Genomic DNA, 19,315 nt, shown 5'->3' with positions numbered 1-19,315 from the left:
GTATGGAATTAAGAAACGGGAGACTGTGAATAAAAGATAAGAATAATATAATGAAATGAAGGCTAGCACCTTAGGCGCTAGCCTATTACAATGCAAAATACATGCTTGACAGGTAATCATGATTTTATAACAAAAGTGAAAGTGCTAGAGGTAATACCGTATCTCACCAAATTGTGTGTACCATTTGTCTAATATAAGGTCACTGTTTGCTTCGATAATTCGGATCATTCGGCGAAGTTCTTTTTGAGGAATCTTGGAGTTATTATTGCATACTAAAGCTTTTCCAGTGCTGGTTATCCAAATTTTTGTGGCATTTGCTGATGCGCGTCCTTCTGAAATATGCACGTGTACTGGTTCCAGAGGATCGTTTTCATTTGACCAAAAGTAAACAAGATAGGAACCAATTCTAAAGATTTGCGGCATCAGAGAAGCCTCCTTCCTGAGAAAACTCCATGATCAAGTGCGCGTTGTTGCGAATCAGTTTTTTGAAATAGTTCATTTCGTTTTCTGAGTAGCCGTGAATATCTGTCCATTCATATTCGGGAAGAAAACAAGTTGCATTATGGAACCCGTCTTTCAGATCGGGTGTTTCAATATAGACTTTGACACGACCATCTGGGAGCATCTCAGAATGTGTGATTTCCGTATCATCATTAAGAGTTAAATATGGATACATCATGCCTTTATACCGTCCTTTCTATATATTATTCCCCAGATTGCTATGGAGACATCTGGTGATTTTCTATTTTTTCTTCTATAAGAAGATGTATGATATTTGTGTCCTGTATTATCATGAGCAAGAGTGATGTTGCTAAAGAATAATGAGATCATACCATCAGCACACCACTTTTTTACCTAGATCAGCGAAGCTATTGTAAAGCTTAAGTCTCCATATATTCCCACTGTTACAGGCTGATCGAAAGGAATCATGACAGGAGCGGAATCTTCGTCATAATGGTAAACAGTCGTTCGTTCCTTTTCGGGATCGACAATCCAGTATTCGCGGACACCTGCCTCGGCATATTTGCCATTTTTGATGCTGTAGTCCAGCTTACGACTGCCTGGCGAGACAATCTCGATGATGAAGTCGGGAGCACCAACACATCCTTTATCGGTCAGCTTATCTTTTGAGCAGATAACAGAAATATCCGGCCCAACATACACAGTATCGTCTGCGTTGAGATTTACGGCAAATGGTGCGGGATAGATTTTACAGTCACCACGTTTGTCAGAAATGTAGTTGCCAATAACGCGGCTTAACTGATGTACCAGTTCCTGATGTAAGCGACTTGGAGGAGCCATCATGTAAAGCTGTCCGTTGATTAGTTCTGCACGTTCTCCGTCCGGAAGATTCCAGTAATCATCTGATGTATAGCGTTTTTCTGGTAATGGCATAGTGTCACGTCCTTTCTCAAAGCTCTTTTTTGTTCAAGCTGTTTAAATATATTATACAAAAGAACACAATGAATATCAAACTTTTTGGAACACCCACTGGTTTGAAATCTCTTAGTATTATTGAATTTTTGACATCGACACAACAGACTTTGCAAATCTGGACATAGAGAAGATTCTGAAATGGATTGACAAAAACCGCGAAGAATGAGAAAAATATGATATACTTACGATAATAAAGCAAGGGGTGATAGGTATGGAGACTTTTCATGAAGCATCCATGAATGTTTATTTTATCCGGCATGGTCAGACTGATTATTCCCTGAAAGATCAAAAGATTTACCAGGGATTCGGTGTGAATCTGGCGCCGCTTTCCGAAGAAGGGATCCGTCAGATTGAAGAGGCAGCCAAAGATCCGAGACTGCAAGGTGCAGAGTTGATTCTGACCTCTCCTTATACAAGGGCGGTTCAGACGGCGGCAATTCTTTCCAGACGGTTGGATCTGCCGATTGCCGTAGAGACCGACCTGCATGAATGGGTGGCAAATAAGCATTACATTTACGAAGAAAATGAAACAGCTCACAAAGCATTTCATGAGTTCATGGAACGTAACGGAGAAGCAATGGAAGGAGCCCTCTGGGAGTCCGCAGAGGATATCCGGCAGAGGGTAGAAGGGGTTCTGAAAAAATACAGGCAGTATCATAAAATCATAGTTGCCGGACATGGATATATGATTCAGGCGATGACAGGGGTACCGCATCCTGACAATGGAGAGATCTGCTTTTATCAGGAAAAGCTATAAGTTTCCGAAGACATTGGGAAGTATCTATCAGTAACTTGTACCGCATACCGGGATGATTGTGGTATAATAATAAAAGCGCTTGCGTTTGCAAGAGAAGATACGACAGCAAAAACGAGGAGGTTTACCAACATGAAGTATGATTTTACATCCATTATGGACCGGCGCGGTAAGGACGCCATTGCAGTGGATCTTCCGGGCAATGTTCCGGCAGGGGGATTTGCGCCGGGAGGACCGAAGGAAGGGTTTGATCTGATCCCGATGTGGGTGGCAGACATGAATTTCCCGACAGCGCCGTCTATTATCGAAGAGGTGAAGACACGTCTGGAACATCCGGCATTTGGATATTTTAATCCATCGGATGCATATTTCGATGCCATTATCAACTGGCATAAGGAACGTAAAGGCGTGGAAGGACTTACAAAGGAAGATATCGGTTATGAGAACGGAGTGCTTGGGGGACTGGTATCTGCACTGAATGCGTTTGCATCTCATGGGGATCCGATCCTTGTTCACAGTCCGACTTATATCGGTTTTACAAACAGTATCGAAGGAGCAGGGTATAAGATAGTACACAGTCTGTTAAAGCAGGATGAAGAAGGAGTCTGGCGGATGGACTATGAAGATATGGATGCCAAAATCAAGGCAAACAAGATTCATGTCGCAGTGTTCTGTAATCCACACAACCCGACCGGAAGAGTCTGGGAGCCGGAAGAAATCGAAAAGGCCATGGAAGTCTACAAGGCAAACGACTGTATTGTTATTTCCGACGAGATCTGGTCTGATCTGATTTTGGAAGGATATCACCACACACCGACCCAGTCTGTAAGCGTGGACGCAAAGAACCGGACCATCGCACTGTATGCGCCAAGCAAGACATTCAATCTGGCCGGTCTGATTGGAAGTTATCACGTGATCTATAATTCCTATCTTCGTGACCGAGTTGTGGCAAGCAGCAGCAAATGCCATTATAATTCCATGAATGTGCTCTCCATGCATGCGCTTGTGGGAGCATACAGGAAAGAAGGAGCTGAGTGGGTAGATGAGCTCCGTCAGGTACTGTCCGGAAATGTGGACTATGCATATGATTACATCAAAGAGCATTTTGAAGGTGTAAACCTCTCAAAACCGCAGGGAACCTACATGTTGTTCCTGGATTGTGAAGAGTGGTGCAAAAAGCATGGAAAAACAGTGGACGAGCTTTTGAAGGCAGGATGGGATGTCGGTGTTGCATGGCAGGACGGACGTCCGTTCCACGGTGAATACGGTATTCGTATGAACCTTGCGCTGCCGCTTTCCAGGGTGCAGGAAGCATTCCGTCGGCTTGACGAATATGTATTTTAAAGGATAAAGGCTGATTACAAAAGAGATGTGCCAGGATAGAAGTGTAACATATATCCGGGGCGCATCTCTTTTTACTGCCTTTTTATGTCGAATATGGTATAATCAGCACAGGACGAAATGTCTGAAGGAATGAAAACAGTTACAAAAGAGAAAAGAGGGTGGAAAGCTATGACCGAAGAGGAAAAAAGACGGGAATTAGCCAGGCGCAAGAGAATCCGAAGAGAAAAGCGCCGGAAGAAGCTGATCTGGAAGCGGAGAATTCTGATCGGCTGTATGGTACTGATTCTTGTGCTGATTGTTGGCTTGATTTCATCGATCCGCTCCTGCCATCAGAAGGCAGTAGAGACTGATGCGAAGATTCAGGCGGAGAAAGAAGCCAAAGAGAAGAAAAAACGGGAAGAAGCGGAGAAAAAAGAAAAAGAGGAGCACACACTGCACATGGTAGCTGTCGGAGACAACTTTTTCCATGACACCGTACTGGCCGACGGACAGCAGGAAAGCGGAGTGTGGAGCTATGATTACATTTATGAAAATGTAAAAGAAGAGATTGAAAGGGCGGATCTTGCCGTTGTCAATCAGGAGACGCCGATTGTGAGCAGCCACGACAATACGAGCGGCTACCCGACCTTTGGAATGCCGCAGGAAGGCGGCCAGGCCCTTGCAAATCTGGGATTCGATGTGATTACCATGGCAACGAATCATTCCTATGATAAAGGAAAAGAAGGCGTGACAGATTCCCTTGCTTTCTGGGAATCCCAGGAGACGCCTCCGGCAGTGCTTGGAATTCATGAAAGCGCCGAAGACCAGCAGGCGGACCGGGTGAAGATCATCGAGAAGAAGGCGTTTAAGATTGCAATGATGAATTACACAACCCTGATCAATATCGGAGCTCCGGTTCCGGAAAATGAATCTTATGCGGTTGATGTCTATGATGAAGAGACGGTAAAAGCGGATGTGGAACGAGCCAAAGAAGAGGCGGATATCGTGATGGTCTTTCTGCATACCGGGGTGGAATATCAAAATGAACCGGATGAAGCGACGAAAGAGCGGGTGGAGTATCTGGCCGATCTTGGAGTAGATGTAGTGATTGGCACGCATCCGCATGTGATTCGTCCGTACGGCATGATGGAACGTCCGGATGGAAAGCAGATGCTTGTGTACTATTCTCTTGGGAATTTTGTTTCCGGACAGCAGGGAATTTCCCAGCTTCTGGAGGGAATGGCAGATATGACGTTTGTCAAAGATCCGGATACAGGCGAGATCAGTATTGAAACGTACTCCATGGAGCCTCTCGTGATGCATTATGAACCGGGATATTCAGGATATGCGGTATATCCGCTGGAAAAATATACCGAGGAGCTGGCAGCGGCCAGCGGTGTCCATCAGGAGACGAATGAGGATTTTTCACCGGAGAGTATTCAGGCTTACTTTGAACCATATCTGAAGCCGCAGGTATTTGAGCGGTCAGAATAATCCGGTCAGTCAGACAGCCTGCAACAGGGGCGAGATGAAAAAGGAGGTAAAAAAGAGCTATGGAACAATTATCGTTATTTGATGACAGAGAACGGTCGGCGCCTCTTGCCTCCCGGCTTCGTCCTTCCTCTTTGGAGGAGTTTGCAGGGCAGGAGCATCTGGTCGGGAAAGGGAGGATTTTAAGGCAGCTGATTGAGAAAGATCAGATCTCCTCCATGATTTTCTGGGGGCCGCCTGGTGTCGGAAAGACAACCCTTGCAAGTATCATTGCGGGGAAAACGAAGGCGGAGTTTGTCAATTTCAGTGCCGTGACAAGCGGGATCAAAGAGATTAAGGAAGTCATGAATACGGCGGAGATGCAGCGTCAGATGGGAAAACGGACCGTGCTCTTCGTGGACGAGATCCACCGGTTCAACAAGGCGCAGCAGGATGCCTTCCTTCCGTTTGTGGAAAAAGGAAGTATTATTCTGATCGGGGCGACTACGGAGAATCCGTCTTTTGAGGTAAATTCCGCGCTCCTTTCCAGATGCAAGGTCTTTGTACTGAAAGCACTGGAGATGAAAGATCTGGTGAAACTGCTCGAGCATGCGTTGAAAAGTCCGGCGGGATTCGGAAATCAGAATATTCAGATTACCGGGCAGCAGATAGAGGCGATCGCCGCCTTTGCAAACGGGGATGCCAGGACTGCGCTGAATACGCTGGAGATGGCGGTGCTGAACGGGGAAATGAGCGCAGAGGGAATCCGGATCACCAATGAAGGACTGGAGCAGTGTATCAGCCGGAAGTCTCTGCTCTATGATAAGACCGGGGAGGAGCATTACAATCTGATTTCCGCCCTTCACAAGTCCATGAGAAACAGCGATCCTGATGCAGCAGTCTACTGGATGTGCCGGATGCTGGAAGGCGGAGAAAATCCACTTTATATTGCCCGGAGACTGATCCGGTTTGCAAGCGAGGATGTGGGGATGGCAGACAGCCGGGCGCTGCAGGTGGCGGTTGCGTCATATCAGGCGTGCCATTTTCTTGGAATGCCGGAGTGCGATGTACATCTGACCCATGCAGTTGTATATCTGGCAATGGCGCCAAAATCCAATGCCCTGTACCGGGCGTGTGAGTCCTGCAAGCGGGATGTGAAAGAAAAACGCGCAGAGCCGGTGCCGCTGGTATTGAGAAATGCGCCAACAGGACTGATGAAAGAGTTAAATTACGGAAAAGGGTATGAATATGCTCATAATACTGAAGAAAAACTGACCCGTATGCAGTGTATGCCGGACAGTTTAAAGGGAAGAATCTATTATGAGCCGACGGAACAGGGAGAAGAGCGCAAAGTAAAAGAGCGCCTTCAGAAGATAAAGGAATGGAAAAACGGAGATCGAAATGATGTGGAGTAGAAAAAAGCTGAAGAAACAGGGAAAGCAGGCTTTGCGTAAGAACTGGTGGCGGATTATCGGAATCAGTTTGATGCTGGCATTTATTGCAGGAGGTATGAGGATTTCCTACCGGATTGACGATGCGGCAGTCAGACTTACCGGAGAGGAAATCGGAATACCGACGAATGCGCAGATTTTGAACGACTGGTATTTGAGTATAGAGAGAAGCTCTGATACGGAGAGCGGACAGATTCTGGCCTTTCTGGGGGAGCACTATACCCCGAAAAAAGGGGTGCTGGCCGGAGTCTATAATCATATGACCAAGGAAAGATCTGCTTTTTTTGGATTTTTAAATGCGATGAATGATTTTTTGTTCAAAGATAAAATTGCAGAAGGCTTTGTTATTCTGATCGGTGTCATTTTGCTGATTCTGTTTCTGATTTTTGTAAGTAACGTCCTAAGCGTAGGGCAGTGCAGATTTCTTCTGGAAAACAGAACATACCGCCAGGTAAAAATGGGCCGGCTTGCCTTTGTCTGGAGAGCAAGACGCTGGAAAAATGTAATGTTTATCATGCTGAAAAAATCAGTTTTTCTGTTTCTGTGGGATATGACGATTATCGGCGGTATCATCAAAAGGTATTCTTATCGGATGATTCCGTTTATTCTGGCGGAAAATCCGGATATTCCGCACCGTGAAGCCTTTCTTTTGTCCAGACAGATGATGAATGGAAATAAAATGCGGGCTTTTATCCTGGATCTTTCTTTTCTGGGATGGCATATCCTGAATATATTTACCATGGATATTTTAAGGTATGCCTTTATTACCCCGTATACGGAGACCACATCTGCCGAGCTTTATGTGGCGCTGAGAGAGGAAGCGTTTGAAAAAGGACTTGATGGAGTCCGTTTCCTCGATGACGAGAGGTTGTATGAAGAATCAGATCTGGAAGAGTATCCGGTAGAATCCCATAGACTTTATAATCCGCAGATGAAAAAATGGATCCGCATTGAGTATGAGCGGACCTATTCTTTGAGATCCCTTATTCTTATATTTTTTACCTTTTCATTCGTCGGATGGCTGTGGGAAGTGTCTCTTCATTTGTTTGGGGACGGTGTGTTTGTAAACAGGGGATTTTTTCATGGACCGTGGCTGCCGATTTACGGAACGGGAGGCATTCTGGTAGTCGTGCTTTTGAAACGGTTTGTGCATAAGCCGCTTGTGACTTTTTTGATGGCGGTGGTTGTGTGTGGTGCTGTAGAATATCTGTCCGCATGGCTTTTGTGGGAAATTAAAGGTATGTACTGGTGGAATTATACCGGATACTTTTTGAATCTTCACGGGCGCATCTGCGCGGAAGGGTTGATCGTATTCGGGCTTGGAGGCTGTGCCTTTATCTATATCGCGGCGCCGTTTTTTGATGAAATTTACAGGCGGATTCCACAGAAGATTGCAAGAATTATCTGTGTAGTCCTGCTGCTTCTGTTTGCTGTTGATATCGTTTATTCACTGATCCATCCGAACAGCGGAGCAGGGATTACCGACTATCATGTACATGCTGGCGAAGTATTGTCGCTGCTTTGTCTTTGAATAAATACACGGTGCACACTTTCCTTTTTTCCATGATTAATTTATAATAGAATCAGCGCATTAATGAAAGAGTAAGAAAAAAGGAGACAGGAGAGAAACATGTACGCTGATGAAAATGTAATCACAATCAAACATAAGGTACTGAATGAAGTGGCGAGGCTGGCTTTTGAAGGAAAACTGGAAGAAGAGCGGGATCACATTGCAGGCAGACTGATTCCGGGACCTCTTCCGCAGTTTCGATGCTGTATTTACAAAGAAAGAGAAATCATACGTCAGAGAGTTCGTCTGGCAGAAGGAAAGGCGCCGGGTGAAGAGGATGATGGAAATATTATTCAGGTCATTAATTCGGCGTGTGAGGACTGTCCGATTTCCAGTTATACAGTGACTGAAAACTGTCAGAACTGTCTTGGAAAAGCATGTATCAACGCATGTAAATTCGGAGCAATCGAATCAGGAAGACACCGGTCCCATATTGATGCATCCAAGTGTAAAGAGTGCGGACAGTGTGCAAAGGCATGTCCGTATAATGCGATTGCACATTTGAAGCGGCCGTGTAAGTTCAGCTGTCCGGTTGACGCAATTACTTACAATGAATACGGTCTTTCCGTGATCAATAAGGACAAATGTATCCGCTGCGGAAAATGTATCCACAGCTGCCCGTTTGGAGCAATCGGAACAAAGAGCTTCATGGTACCGGTTATTGAAGCGTTGAAGTCCGGAAAACATGTTTATGCAATGGCAGCCCCTGCCACAGAAGGACAGTTTGGTCCGGATATCACGATGGCAAGCTGGAGAAAGGCCATGAAGGAAATCGGCTTTGTGGACTTTTACGACGTAGGACTTGGCGGGGATATGACTGCGGCATACGAGGCGGAAGAATGGACGGAAGCCTACAAGGAAGGAAAGAAGAAAGTGACATCCTGCTGCCCGGCATTTGTCAATATGGTGCGGATGCATTTTCCACAGCTTGCAGACTGTGTTTCTACAACGGTATCACCGATGTGTGCGGTATCCAGGCTGATCAAGGCACAGGATCCTGAGGCAGTTACGGTATTCATCGGACCATGTGTGGCGAAGAAATCAGAAGTTGTGGATCAGCAGATTGAAGGAAATGCAGACTTTGTACTTACATACAGTGAGATCCGCGCGATTATGAGAGCCAAAAATGTGAAACTGGAACCATGTGAGAATAACGATCAGATTGCATCTACATTTGGAAAACGCTTTGCAAATTCCGGTGGAGTGACGGCGGCAGTACTGCAGAGTATGAAGGAGGCCGACGCCGATATCGATGTGAAAGTACAGAAGGCGAACGGGGCCGCAGAATGCAAGAAGGCTCTTCTTCTTTTAAGAGCAGGAAAACTTCCGTTTGACTTTATCGAAGGAATGGCATGCGAAGGCGGCTGCGTGGGAGGACCAAGCGCATATAACGACCAGTTCTCATCCAAAAAGAACAGAGATGCACTGATCAGCCAGGCAGACGACAGAGGAATTCACGAAAACCTGAGCAGATATCAGATGGACAGCTTCTCCATGCACAGAGAGTAGGAAATATCTGATTTCCTGTATATAGAAACGAATATAGAAAAAGGAAAGTTCATTGGAACTTTCCTTTTTTGTTGTTTATCTATGATTTCTTTTTTTCTTCTTTCGGAAGAATGGTATTCAGAATAATCGCCGTCAGTGTTGCAAGGACAACCGGAGAACTTCCAAAGATTGTTGTAACCCAGGATGGAAATGACGCCAGTGAAGCAGGTGCCTGTGTAACACCCATGCCAAGGGCAACTGACAGCCCGACAATAGCGGTATTCCGGTAATTCATCTCCTGGAGCATGATCAGCTTGATTCCGGTCATTGCGATGGATGCGAAAACGGAAATCGTTGCGCCTCCAAGTACACATTGAGGAATCGTAGTCAGAAGCGCTGAAAATTTCGGGACAAATCCGGCAACCAGCATGATGACCGCTGCAAGACCAAGTACACAGCGGTTGATGACTTTTGTTGTCGTAACAATGCCGACATTCTGACTGTAAGTTGCTGTCGGAAGTCCGCCGATCAGGGAGCACAGAATATTTGTGACTCCGTACATGACGATACCGCCCTGCAGTTCTTTATCTTTTGGTTCCCGTTCCATACTTCCTACTGTTGTAGCAGAAAGATCTCCGATCGCCTGAATGGAGTTGATGGCAAACAACACACCGATCGCAATGCAGGCGGATGGATCGAAAGAAAGTCCGAAATGCAGTGGCTGCGGGAGCTGGAAGTAGCCCGCGGACTGGATTCCGGAAAAATCGACGAGTCCCAGACAAGATGCAAAGATATACCCTGCGATGATTCCTACGAGGATGGACGCAAGCTTTAAAAATCCTTTCGCAAAGTGATTCAGACCGACTACTACGGCAAGAGTGAAAAAGGCCGCAAGCCAGTTTTTCCAGGAACCGTAATCAGGATTCGAAGTACCTCCTGCCATATAGTTGACCGCGGTAGGATACAGGGAGAGTCCGATTGTAAATACGACGGTTCCGGTAATGATCGGCGGGAACAGAACACGGATCTTCTGTATGGCAAGACCGACTATAATTGCGACAAATCCGCCGATGAGCTGCGCGCCGAGAATCGTTCCGACATCAGAATTCGCGGCGATGGCCTGCATGCTTGGCACGTAGGCAAAGCTGATTCCCATAATGACCGGAAGAGCCGAACCGAGCTGAAAATTTTTAAACCGGATAAAAGGAAACAGCTGAAGCAGAGTGCTGATTGCGGAAGTGAAAAGGGCAGCCTGCACTAAAATAACCTGATCACGCTCGTTGAGTCCGGCCACACCGGATACGATGATTGCAGGGGTGACACATCCAACAATCATGGCAACGACGTGTTGAAGCGCAAGAGGAAGTGCCTGGCCAAACTTCGGTACTCCGTTCAGCTCAAAAACTGAGGCATACTGCCTGCTTTGAGACGAGTGGTTTGAATTTGACATAATGTCCTCCTTAGTATAAATCTATAAAACATGATAATACTATACCAGTCACAGCCTGCCTGCAAGTGGTTTTGCCAAAAATCTTAAATTTTCTTAAAGATTTCTCCGCCTTTCTGCATGTTACGGTGTATAATAAAGGCAGGAAAGGTGCAGGTGATGGTATGAATTACGAAGGACAGATTTGCAGGGGACCGATGGAACGTTCCTCTTTTATGCTTCCTGTGGAAGTGGGGTGCGCGTATAACGGCTGTAAATTCTGCACCCTGTTCAAGCATCTGAAATACAGGGAGCTCCCAATGGAACAGATCGAAGAAGAATTAAAACGGGTCAGTACGGTGGGCGGAAATCCCAGGACCGTATTTCTGGGAGATGGAAATGCATTCGGACTTTCAACGGAAAAACTTTTGGCGATTATTGAAAGGATACATGTTCATTTTCCGGGATGCGAGGGGATTCACATGGATGCGACTGTGACCGATATCAGCCGGAAAAGCGATGAGGATCTGCGAAGGCTCTACGAAGCGGGAGTCCGGCATCTATATCTTGGTATTGAGAGCGGACTGGATGATGTCCTTGCTTTTATGAATAAGGATCATACATTAGAGCAGGCATACCGGCAGATTGACCGGATGAGAGAAGCCGGGCTGATTTACGATGCACATTTTATGACCGGTATAGCCGGAAAGGGCAGAGGTATAGAAAATGCGGAGTATACCGCAGAGTTTTTTAACCGGACCAGGCCGTCCAGAATGATTAATTTTTCCATGTTTCTTCATGAACGGGCAGCATTGTACGAAGAAATTCAAAAAGGTACATTCCGGCCTGCGGATGAGCTGGAAAATCTGATCGAAGAGAGAAGACTTCTGGAGCTTCTTAAGCCTTGGGGGCAGGAAGTGCTTTACGACGGATTTCATGACATGATTGAGTTCCGGGTCAGAGGAAAACTCCCGAAAGATAAGGAAAGTATGCTTGCAAGGCTTGACGAAAGAATTGCCGTAGAAAAGCCGGGACTTACAGCCTTTGTGAAATAAGAGAAAAGAAAAATGAAGGAGTGTCTGATTAGAAATCAGACACTCCGTTTTTTGACAACAAAGAGAATGACGGAACGTTCACCTAAAAGGACGGTATGGTCTGCCGGAGGCATTTCCGTATCCTGAAAGATCGTCCGGGACGGATCACCGGTATTGACGGCAATGTGCCAGTTCCATTCAAAAGGAAGATCAGGCAGAAAAAGGGTAACGGGTTCCCAATGTGCATTGATGGCAAGGTAGATGGTATCCTGAATCTGCTGTTCCTTGTCAAAACCGGAAAACAGCACACAGAGAACGTGCGATTCCAGGTCAGATACAGGTTCCCATGGATGGATACCGTGAAAACTCATCGATGGGAAAGAAAATCTTCCGGCAGGAAGATCTGTACGGATGGCAGGATGTCTCTTACGGAATGCAATCATATACTTGACGAAGGAAAACAGATTCTGGTTTTTCTCAATCAGCGACCAGTCCAGCCAGGAAACCGGATTATCCTGACAGTACGGGTTGTTATTCCCGTACCGGGTGTCTCCGAATTCGTCTCCCGAAAGAAACATCGGGGTTCCGCGGCTGCATAAGAGTACGGCAAATGCGTTCTCCATCATGCGTAGACGAAGGGAAAGAACATCCGGATCATCCGTTTCCCCCTCGACCCCGCAGTTCCAGCTGTAATTATCGTTGGTGCCGTCCGCATTGCTCCACCCGTTTCCCTCATTGTGCTTCGTGTTATAGGAATACAGGTCATTCAGGCAGAAGCCGTCATGGCAGGTCAGGAAATTGACGGAAGCATTGCTTCCGCGCCCTTCCGGAGGATAAAGGTCCGGTGATCCCATAATTCTCTGCGCTGCGGCATGAAGCATGAAAGCATCTCCCTTTAGAAACCGCCGCATATCATCCCGGTATTTACCGTTCCATTCTGCCCAGCGGTTCCAGGATGGAAAGGAACCGACCTGATAAAGTCCTCCTGCATCCCACGCCTCGGCAATCAGCTTGACATTGCCGAGGATGGAGTCGAAAGCAAGTGACTGCAGAAGGGGAGGCTGGTTCATAGGGGATCCGTTCTCGTTCCTTCCAAGGATAGAAGCAAGATCGAAACGGAAGCCGTCCACCCGGTATTCTGTTACCCAGTATCTGAGGCAGTTCATAATCAGATTTTGCACGACCGGATGATTGCAGTTCAGCGTATTTCCACATCCGCTGAAATTATAATAATGTCCGTCCGGGGTCAGCATATAATAAATCTGATTGTCGAATCCTTTGAAAGAAATATAAGGACCGCGCTCGTCACCTTCGGCTGTGTGATTAAATACCACGTCAAAGATCACCTCGATGCCGTTTGCGTGACATGCACGGATCAGCTGCTTCAACTCGGTCCCTTCCCGGTTATATTCGGAGGTAGAGGCATAACTTGTATTTGGAGCAAAAAAGCTGACCGGATTATAGCCCCAGTAATCCAGAAGCTGATTTTCGTCGAGGAGACGGCAGTCCCGCATTTCATCGAACTCAAATACCGGCATAAGCTCAATGGTAGTCACACCAAGCTCAAGAAGGTAGGGAATCTTCTCGATCAATCCGGCAAAAGTGCCGGGATGTGTGACGCCGGAAGAAGGATCTTTTGTAAATCCCCGGACATGGAGCTCATAGATGATCGTGTCCGACATGGAAATCATCGGTTGTTTATGATCGCCCCAGTCAAAATTGCTTCTGACAACACGGGCACGATATCCATGTTTCTGGTCGTTTTTACATCCCCAGCGGCTCTGCCCGGTGACAGCTTTTGCGTAAGGATCAAGAAGAATTCTTGTCTTGTCAAAACAAAGTCCTTTTTCCGGTTCGTACGGGCCGTCCAGCCGGTAGGCGTATTCAAACTCTTCGATGTCAAGCCCGAATACGATCATGGAGTAGACAAAACCGATCCGGTAGGTTTCCGGAAATTTCAGAACTGCAAAGGGTTCTTCAGCCTCCCGGTGATAGAGAAGCAGCTCACAGGAGGTAGCAGCCTGTGATTGAATCGTAAAGTTGACACCTCCGGGAATAACGGTGGTTCCAGGAGAAAGAAAAAATCCGGGACGTACCTGAAATCCGGAGATGACATCCAGTGGTTTTAGATGGTTGCTGGGAACAAGAGTTAAATCGGAGCAGGTCAAAATAATATACCTCCTTTCAAAAAGAAAGAGCTGCTCTGTCTTGCAGAGCAGCATTGATTTCCATGGATATTATGCTTCCGTGTTGTCTTTTTCGTCTTCTTCAGGCTCTTCACCGTCGGACGCGGCTTCTTCAGAAGAGGCCTCCTCTTCAGATGATTCCTCCTGCTCTTCTTCAGAAGAACCGTTGTTCAGAGGTACATATTCTCGTCCGGATGTATCGCTTAAATCATCATCCAGATCGAAGTCAAGATCTTCAAAATCATCAGCAAATTCGTCTTCCAGCTCTTCATTATCTTTTTTATTCTTCATATAAAGAATGCCGGCCGCTGCTGCACCGATCGCCGCGAGTCCGACGATACCTTTTGTCCATTTTTTCGCCATAAAGGGCAACTCCTTTCTGTTCAATCATATACTATCCTTATTGTAATACTTTTTGAGTGAAAAAGAAAGAAAAGATTCATAATTTTATATTTTCTTAATAGAAGTTTAGAATAGTTAATGAATGATTGAATCGTTTGGAGTTGAGGTGTAAAATGAAATGTGTTAGAATAAACCGTATTTAGTAAGGAACCGAGGTATTGAATTTGGAATCAAGCAAAAAGCGAAAAGTACAAAAGAAACTCTTCAGTGTGATCTACGGCAGAACTGCTGTCATTCTTCTTCTGATTCTGATCCAGATTCTTGTCATGGTTTTTGGTATTTATTTTCTGACGGATAGCTGGACCTATCTATATGGAGTCTTCAGTATTATCGGTACGATTGCGGTGATTTATATCATTAATTCGGAAGATAATCCGGCGTTTAAGCTGACATGGGTCCTGTGTATCATGGCTCTTCCGATTTTCGGAACGTTTTTCTACATCTATGTCAAATCCGAAATCGGTACGCGGTATATTGGCAAGAGGCTTGAAACCCTTCGGCAAGAGACCGAAGAGTACATGTGTCAGGATATGGAGATCATTGATGCCATGAAGGAGAGTAAACTGGCGAATAAGAATCTGTCCTTTTATCTTGGAAAACATATGGGATTCCCGACTTATGGCAACACCAGGCTGGAATATTACCCTCTTGGAGAGGACAAGTTTGATGCACTTAAAAGAGAGCTGAGAAAGGCGGAGCATTTCATTTTTATGGAATACTTTATCGTGGAAGGCGGAGAAATGTGGGATGAAGTCCGTCACATTCTGGAAGAAAAAGTAGCCGAAGGCGTGGAAGTCCGGTTTATGTATGACGGTATGTGCAGTATTTCCAAGCTTCCGTCAGATTATCCGTGGTATCTTAGAAGAAGAGGAATCCGGTGTAAGGTATTCAATCCGATCAATCCGATTGTATCCACAATTCAGAATAACCGTGATCACCGAAAGATCTGTGTGATTGACGGCAAGGTAGGATTTACAGGCGGGGTTAATCTGGCGGATGAATATATTAACAGGAGAGAGCGTTTCGGACACTGGAAGGATACGGCGATCATGCTGGAAGGAGATGCCGTACAGAGTCTTACGATCATGTTTCTTCAGATGTGGAATATTGATGAGAAGAAGAGTGATGTCTACGAAAAGTATTTGTATCCTTCCCGTAAACCGTTTGATCCGAAAGACGGATACGTTCTTCCGTACGGGGATACCCCGTACGACAATGAGACTGTCGGTGAGGAAGTATACTTCCATATCCTGAATCATGCAAAAGAGTATGTCCACATTATGACACCGTATCTGATTCTGGATAATGAAATGATAAAAACACTCGCCCGTGTGGCAAAAAGCGGGATGGAAGTGATCATCATCATGCCGCACATTCCGGATAAGCCGTATGCGTTTGCGGTGGCAAAGACATATTATAAAGAACTGATTGAAGCAGGGGTCCGGATTTATGAGTATACTCCGGGATTTGTTCACGCCAAGATCTTCGTATCTGATGATGACACCGCGACAGTAGGAACAATTAATCTGGATTACAGAAGTCTGTATCTTCATTTTGAAGATGGAGTCTTTATTTATAACAATCCGGTTGTCGCGGATATTGAGAGGGACTTTCAGGAGACATTGAAGAAGTGTCACTTTGTGACGATGAAAGAGGTTCAGGAGCGAAGTGTTAAGGAAAAAATCGAAGGACAGGTGCTGAGGCTGTTTGCACCTCTGATGTAGACCTGGATATGTCCCGGAAAGCATCCTGCCGGGCGGAAAGGCTGCGAAATCTTTGGAAAACTTCCGAAAAACGGAAAATCAAATGTACATTTGCCTAAAAATATAGTATAATGCTTAGGTGGTTAAAAAACGATTCACATACAGGAGGATATGTTATGGTAAAAGCAGTAGTAGGTGCTAACTGGGGAGATGAGGGGAAAGGTAAGATTACGGATATGCTCGCAAAGCAGGCCGATATCATCGTCCGCTTTCAGGGAGGAGCAAATGCCGGTCATACGATTATCAACGACTATGGAAAGTTTGCACTTCATACACTACCATCCGGTGTGTTCTATAATCATACAACAAGTGTAATCGGAAACGGAGTTGCACTGGACGTTCCGGTTTTAATAAATGAAATTCAGTCTATCGTGGACAGAAATGTGCCGACTCCGAAGATCAAAGTGTCAAACCGTGCACAGATGGTAATGTCTTACCACAAGCTCTTTGACCAGTATGAAGAGGAGCGTCTTGGAAAGAAATCTTTCGGATCTACCAAGTCCGGAATCGCCCCGTTCTATTCAGACAAGTATGCAAAGATCGGCTTCCAGGTAAGCGAACTGTTTGATGAAGAACTGTTAAAGGAAAAGGTTGTGCGTGTTGCAGAGCAGAAAAATGTTCTTCTGGAGCACTTATATCATAAACCGCTGATTCAGCCGGACGAGCTGTTCGACGAGCTGATGGGTTACAAGAAGATGATCGAGCCGTATGTCTGCGATGTATCTTTATTCCTTCACGAAGCATTAAAAGAAGGAAAAGAGATCCTTCTGGAAGGACAGCTTGGAACATTAAAAGATCCTGATCACGGAATCTATCCGATGGTTACATCTTCTTCCACTCTGGCTGCATACGGTGCAATCGGCGCAGGAATTCCGCCATATGAGATCAACAAGATCGTGACAGTATGTAAGGCATATTCCAGTGCGGTAGGAGCAGGTGCGTTTGTCAGCGAGATCTTCGGAGAAGAGGCAGACGAGCTGAGACGCCGCGGTGGTGACGGCGGAGAGTACGGCGCAACGACAGGCCGTCCGAGAAGAATGGGATGGTTTGATGTGGTTGCATCCAAATACGGATGCCGTATGCAGGGAACAACTGATGTGGCGTTCACAGTACTGGATGTACTTGGCTACCTGGATGAAATTCCGGTATGCGTTGCTTACGATATCGACGGAGAAATCACAACAGAGTTCCCGCCGACTTACCTTCTGGAGAAGGCAAAACCGGTGATCGAAAAGCTTCCGGGATGGAAATGCGATATCCGCGGCATCAGGAAATACGAAGATCTTCCGGAAAACTGCCGGAAATACATCGAGTTCGTAGAAGAGAAGATCGGTTACCCGATCACACTTGTTTCCAACGGACCGGGACGTGAGGATATCATTTACAGATAAAGAAAAACAAGAAAGAGCGGCTGCATGATGATTCATCATGCAGCCGTTTTGGATGTCCGGAATAAGTGGTTCAGAGCGGTTTTGAAATCTATAAAAGCGGAATTCCGTTTACCGCAGCTTCTTCAACCACTTCGTTCGGCCAGATGGAAGACTGAACTTCACCGATATGAGCCTTGCGCAGGTAGAACATACAGATACGGGACTGTCCGATCCCTCCTCCAACTGTATACGGGAGTTCCCCGCCGAGGAGAGATTTCTGGAAATCCAGTTCGGCACGTTCCTCGCAGCCGGCAAGAGCAAGCTGGCGTTTCAGCGCAGCTTCATCGACACGGATTCCCATGGAGGAAAGCTCGAGAGCTGTATCAAGAACAGGGTAGTAGACGATAATATCGCCGTTTAATTCCCAGTCATCGTAGTCAGGAGCACGTCCGTCATGGCGTTCGCCGGACGCTAATGTTTTTCCGATCTGTTTGATGAAGATGGCTTTTTTCTGCTTCGCATAGCGGTATTCCCGCTCCTTCGGCGTACATTCAGGATAGAGATCTTCCAGCTCCTGGGAAGTGATAAATGTAATGTCATCCGGCAGAATTTCTCCGATGTAGTTATAGCGCCGTGCCATAAAGTGTTCGGTTTCCTTCAGTGCCGCATAGACTTTCCGTACCGTGTATTCCAGCGTTTCATCATTGCGCTCTTCTCTGGAGATCACCTTTTCCCAGTCCCACTGATCCACATAGATGGAATGAAGATTGTCGGTATCCTCATCTCTGCGGATCGCACTCATATCTGTATAGAGACCTTCTCCAGAGTGAAAACCATAACGCTTCAGCGCATAGCGTTTCCACTTCGCGAGAGAGTGTACAATCTCCACCTCTTTATCATTCTGCTCTTTTATTCCAAAAGAAACCGGGCGTTCCACACCGTTCAGGTTGTCATTCAGTCCGGATTCCGGACGAACAAAAAGAGGGGCAGATACACGTGTCAGATGAAGGTTCTTTGCAAGAGACCTTTCAAAGTGATCTTTCACCTCTTTGATGGCAACTTCCGTTTCACGGATGGAAAGCGGCGGGCGGTAGCCCTCTGGTATCATTAAGTTTTCCATGTTCGAGTCCTCCTTTAAAAATTATTACTAGTGTAAAATAAAACTTTTATACTGTCAAGAGATAAAGTGATAACAGATAAGAGCGGTTTTGTTTATTTTTTAAGAAAGAAGTTAGATAAATTTTAGAACAGTGCCACAAAACAGACACATTTCGATGGTAAAGTGAAAGATGTAAAGGGGGAGTCATAAAGTTTTTTTCCGTTTCATATAATAGTGATACCGGGAAACAGAAAAAGGAGGTTTTTATATGCAGCAGAGTAGTATACCGGGACGCATGGAAGCAATTTCAATGGAAGAATACTTAAACAGAAGAAAAGAGATGAAAGAAAAAGAAAAAAGAAGCCAGAGAGAAGACGCAGGGGCGGATTTCAACCCGATTCTTTTTTTCAGTCTGGCATGAAATAAAATAGAATAACGCCCGGCCGGAAGTCAGGTCCCGGGCAGATAATAAAACAGTGTGTCCATGGAGAAAATGATTTGCTCCGGGCACACTGTTTTATTCTACAGGAAAATGTTTGCTG

At 45.8% G+C, this 19,315-nt stretch carries 17 protein-coding genes; 10 read left to right on the top strand and 7 right to left on the bottom strand.

The window, feature by feature from the left end; genetic code table 11:
• Positions 1 to 144 precede the first annotated feature (144 nt).
• The 3 genes from B5G11_RS08300 to B5G11_RS08290 all read right to left on the bottom strand — a co-directional run bounded on the left by B5G11_RS08300 (position 145) and on the right by B5G11_RS08290 (position 1,395).
• The gene (locus B5G11_RS08300; RefSeq protein WP_087168387.1) at positions 145 to 423 is read right to left on the bottom strand and encodes a DUF4160 domain-containing protein; all 279 of its coding nucleotides are present in this window, start codon (positions 421 to 423) and stop codon (positions 145 to 147) included.
• Positions 407 to 679 (bottom strand): hypothetical protein, encoded by a 273-nt coding sequence (locus B5G11_RS08295; protein ID WP_087168386.1) that lies wholly within the window; start codon positions 677 to 679, stop codon positions 407 to 409. The genes B5G11_RS08300 and B5G11_RS08295 overlap by 17 nt, the downstream gene beginning before the upstream one ends.
• Positions 680 to 855: 176 nt before the next feature.
• Positions 856 to 1,395, bottom strand: a complete 540-nt coding sequence (locus tag B5G11_RS08290; RefSeq protein ID WP_087252807.1) for a Uma2 family endonuclease — start codon at positions 1,393 to 1,395, stop codon at positions 856 to 858.
• A 253-nt stretch (positions 1,396 to 1,648) separates the two neighbouring features.
• Here B5G11_RS08290 and B5G11_RS08285 point away from each other — a divergent pair, with 253 nt between their 5' ends.
• The 6 genes from B5G11_RS08285 to B5G11_RS08260 all read left to right on the top strand — a co-directional run bounded on the left by B5G11_RS08285 (position 1,649) and on the right by B5G11_RS08260 (position 9,514).
• Positions 1,649 to 2,194 carry a histidine phosphatase family protein gene (locus B5G11_RS08285; RefSeq protein WP_242958989.1) on the top strand — a complete coding sequence of 182 codons (546 nt, stop codon included), beginning with the start codon at positions 1,649 to 1,651 and terminating at the stop codon, positions 2,192 to 2,194.
• A 129-nt stretch (positions 2,195 to 2,323) separates the two neighbouring features.
• A complete protein-coding gene (locus tag B5G11_RS08280; protein ID WP_087252806.1) occupies positions 2,324 to 3,535 on the top strand; it encodes an aminotransferase class I/II-fold pyridoxal phosphate-dependent enzyme in 1,212 nt (403 codons plus the stop codon).
• Between the two features lie 129 nt (positions 3,536 to 3,664).
• Positions 3,665 to 5,008 (top strand): CapA family protein, encoded by a 1,344-nt coding sequence (locus B5G11_RS08275; RefSeq protein ID WP_158099240.1) that lies wholly within the window; start codon positions 3,665 to 3,667, stop codon positions 5,006 to 5,008.
• 59 nt (positions 5,009 to 5,067) lie between these two features.
• Positions 5,068 to 6,399 carry a replication-associated recombination protein A gene (locus tag B5G11_RS08270; protein ID WP_087252804.1) on the top strand — a complete coding sequence of 444 codons (1,332 nt, stop codon included), beginning with the start codon at positions 5,068 to 5,070 and terminating at the stop codon, positions 6,397 to 6,399.
• Positions 6,389 to 7,966, top strand: coding sequence for a DUF975 family protein (locus B5G11_RS08265; RefSeq protein ID WP_158099239.1), 1,578 nt, complete (start codon positions 6,389 to 6,391; stop codon positions 7,964 to 7,966). The genes B5G11_RS08270 and B5G11_RS08265 overlap by 11 nt, the downstream gene beginning before the upstream one ends.
• 99 nt (positions 7,967 to 8,065) lie before the next feature.
• Entirely contained in the window at positions 8,066 to 9,514 is a 1,449-nt protein-coding gene (locus B5G11_RS08260; RefSeq protein ID WP_087168380.1) for a 4Fe-4S dicluster domain-containing protein, read from the top strand.
• A 79-nt stretch (positions 9,515 to 9,593) separates the two neighbouring features.
• On the opposite strand, the gene B5G11_RS08255 is transcribed toward B5G11_RS08260, so the two are convergent.
• Entirely contained in the window at positions 9,594 to 10,943 is a 1,350-nt protein-coding gene (locus B5G11_RS08255; protein WP_087252802.1) for a nucleobase:cation symporter-2 family protein, read from the bottom strand.
• A 161-nt stretch (positions 10,944 to 11,104) separates the two neighbouring features.
• Between B5G11_RS08255 and B5G11_RS08250 the strand changes: the two genes are divergently transcribed.
• Positions 11,105 to 11,974, top strand: a complete 870-nt coding sequence (locus B5G11_RS08250; RefSeq protein WP_087252801.1) for a radical SAM protein — start codon at positions 11,105 to 11,107, stop codon at positions 11,972 to 11,974.
• 35 nt (positions 11,975 to 12,009) lie between these two features.
• Here the strand turns inward: B5G11_RS08250 and glgX are convergent, their stop codons facing one another.
• Both glgX and B5G11_RS08240 read right to left on the bottom strand, forming a co-directional pair.
• Entirely contained in the window at positions 12,010 to 14,127 is a 2,118-nt protein-coding gene (glgX, locus tag B5G11_RS08245) for a glycogen debranching protein GlgX (RefSeq protein ID WP_343215487.1), read from the bottom strand.
• Between the two features lie 63 nt (positions 14,128 to 14,190).
• Positions 14,191 to 14,502 carry a hypothetical protein gene (locus B5G11_RS08240; RefSeq protein ID WP_087252799.1) on the bottom strand — a complete coding sequence of 104 codons (312 nt, stop codon included), beginning with the start codon at positions 14,500 to 14,502 and terminating at the stop codon, positions 14,191 to 14,193.
• A 248-nt stretch (positions 14,503 to 14,750) separates the two neighbouring features.
• Here B5G11_RS08240 and cls point away from each other — a divergent pair, with 248 nt between their 5' ends.
• Together cls and B5G11_RS08230 are read left to right on the top strand one after the other, a co-directional pair.
• Positions 14,751 to 16,265, top strand: a complete 1,515-nt coding sequence (gene cls / locus B5G11_RS08235) for a cardiolipin synthase (RefSeq protein ID WP_242958986.1) — start codon at positions 14,751 to 14,753, stop codon at positions 16,263 to 16,265.
• A gap of 155 nt (positions 16,266 to 16,420) precedes the next feature.
• The gene (locus B5G11_RS08230) at positions 16,421 to 17,695 is read left to right on the top strand and encodes an adenylosuccinate synthase (RefSeq protein ID WP_087252798.1); all 1,275 of its coding nucleotides are present in this window, start codon (positions 16,421 to 16,423) and stop codon (positions 17,693 to 17,695) included.
• Positions 17,696 to 17,783: 88 nt separating this feature from the next.
• Here B5G11_RS08230 and asnA read toward each other — a convergent pair whose 3' ends face one another.
• Positions 17,784 to 18,794, bottom strand: a complete 1,011-nt coding sequence (gene asnA / locus B5G11_RS08225) for an aspartate--ammonia ligase (protein ID WP_087168277.1) — start codon at positions 18,792 to 18,794, stop codon at positions 17,784 to 17,786.
• A gap of 247 nt (positions 18,795 to 19,041) precedes the next feature.
• On the opposite strand from asnA, the gene B5G11_RS16320 reads away from it, so the two are divergent.
• On the top strand, positions 19,042 to 19,194 hold the full coding sequence (locus B5G11_RS16320) for a hypothetical protein (RefSeq protein WP_158099238.1): 153 nt from the start codon (positions 19,042 to 19,044) through the stop codon (positions 19,192 to 19,194).
• Positions 19,195 to 19,315: the final 121 nt, after the last annotated feature.

It is taken from the genome of Drancourtella sp. An57 (assembly GCF_002161525.1).
Taxonomy (GTDB): domain Bacteria; phylum Bacillota; class Clostridia; order Lachnospirales; family Lachnospiraceae; genus Sellimonas; species Sellimonas catena.
Note: the sequence above shows the minus strand (reverse complement) of the source record. Positions and strands in the feature narration are given on the sequence as shown.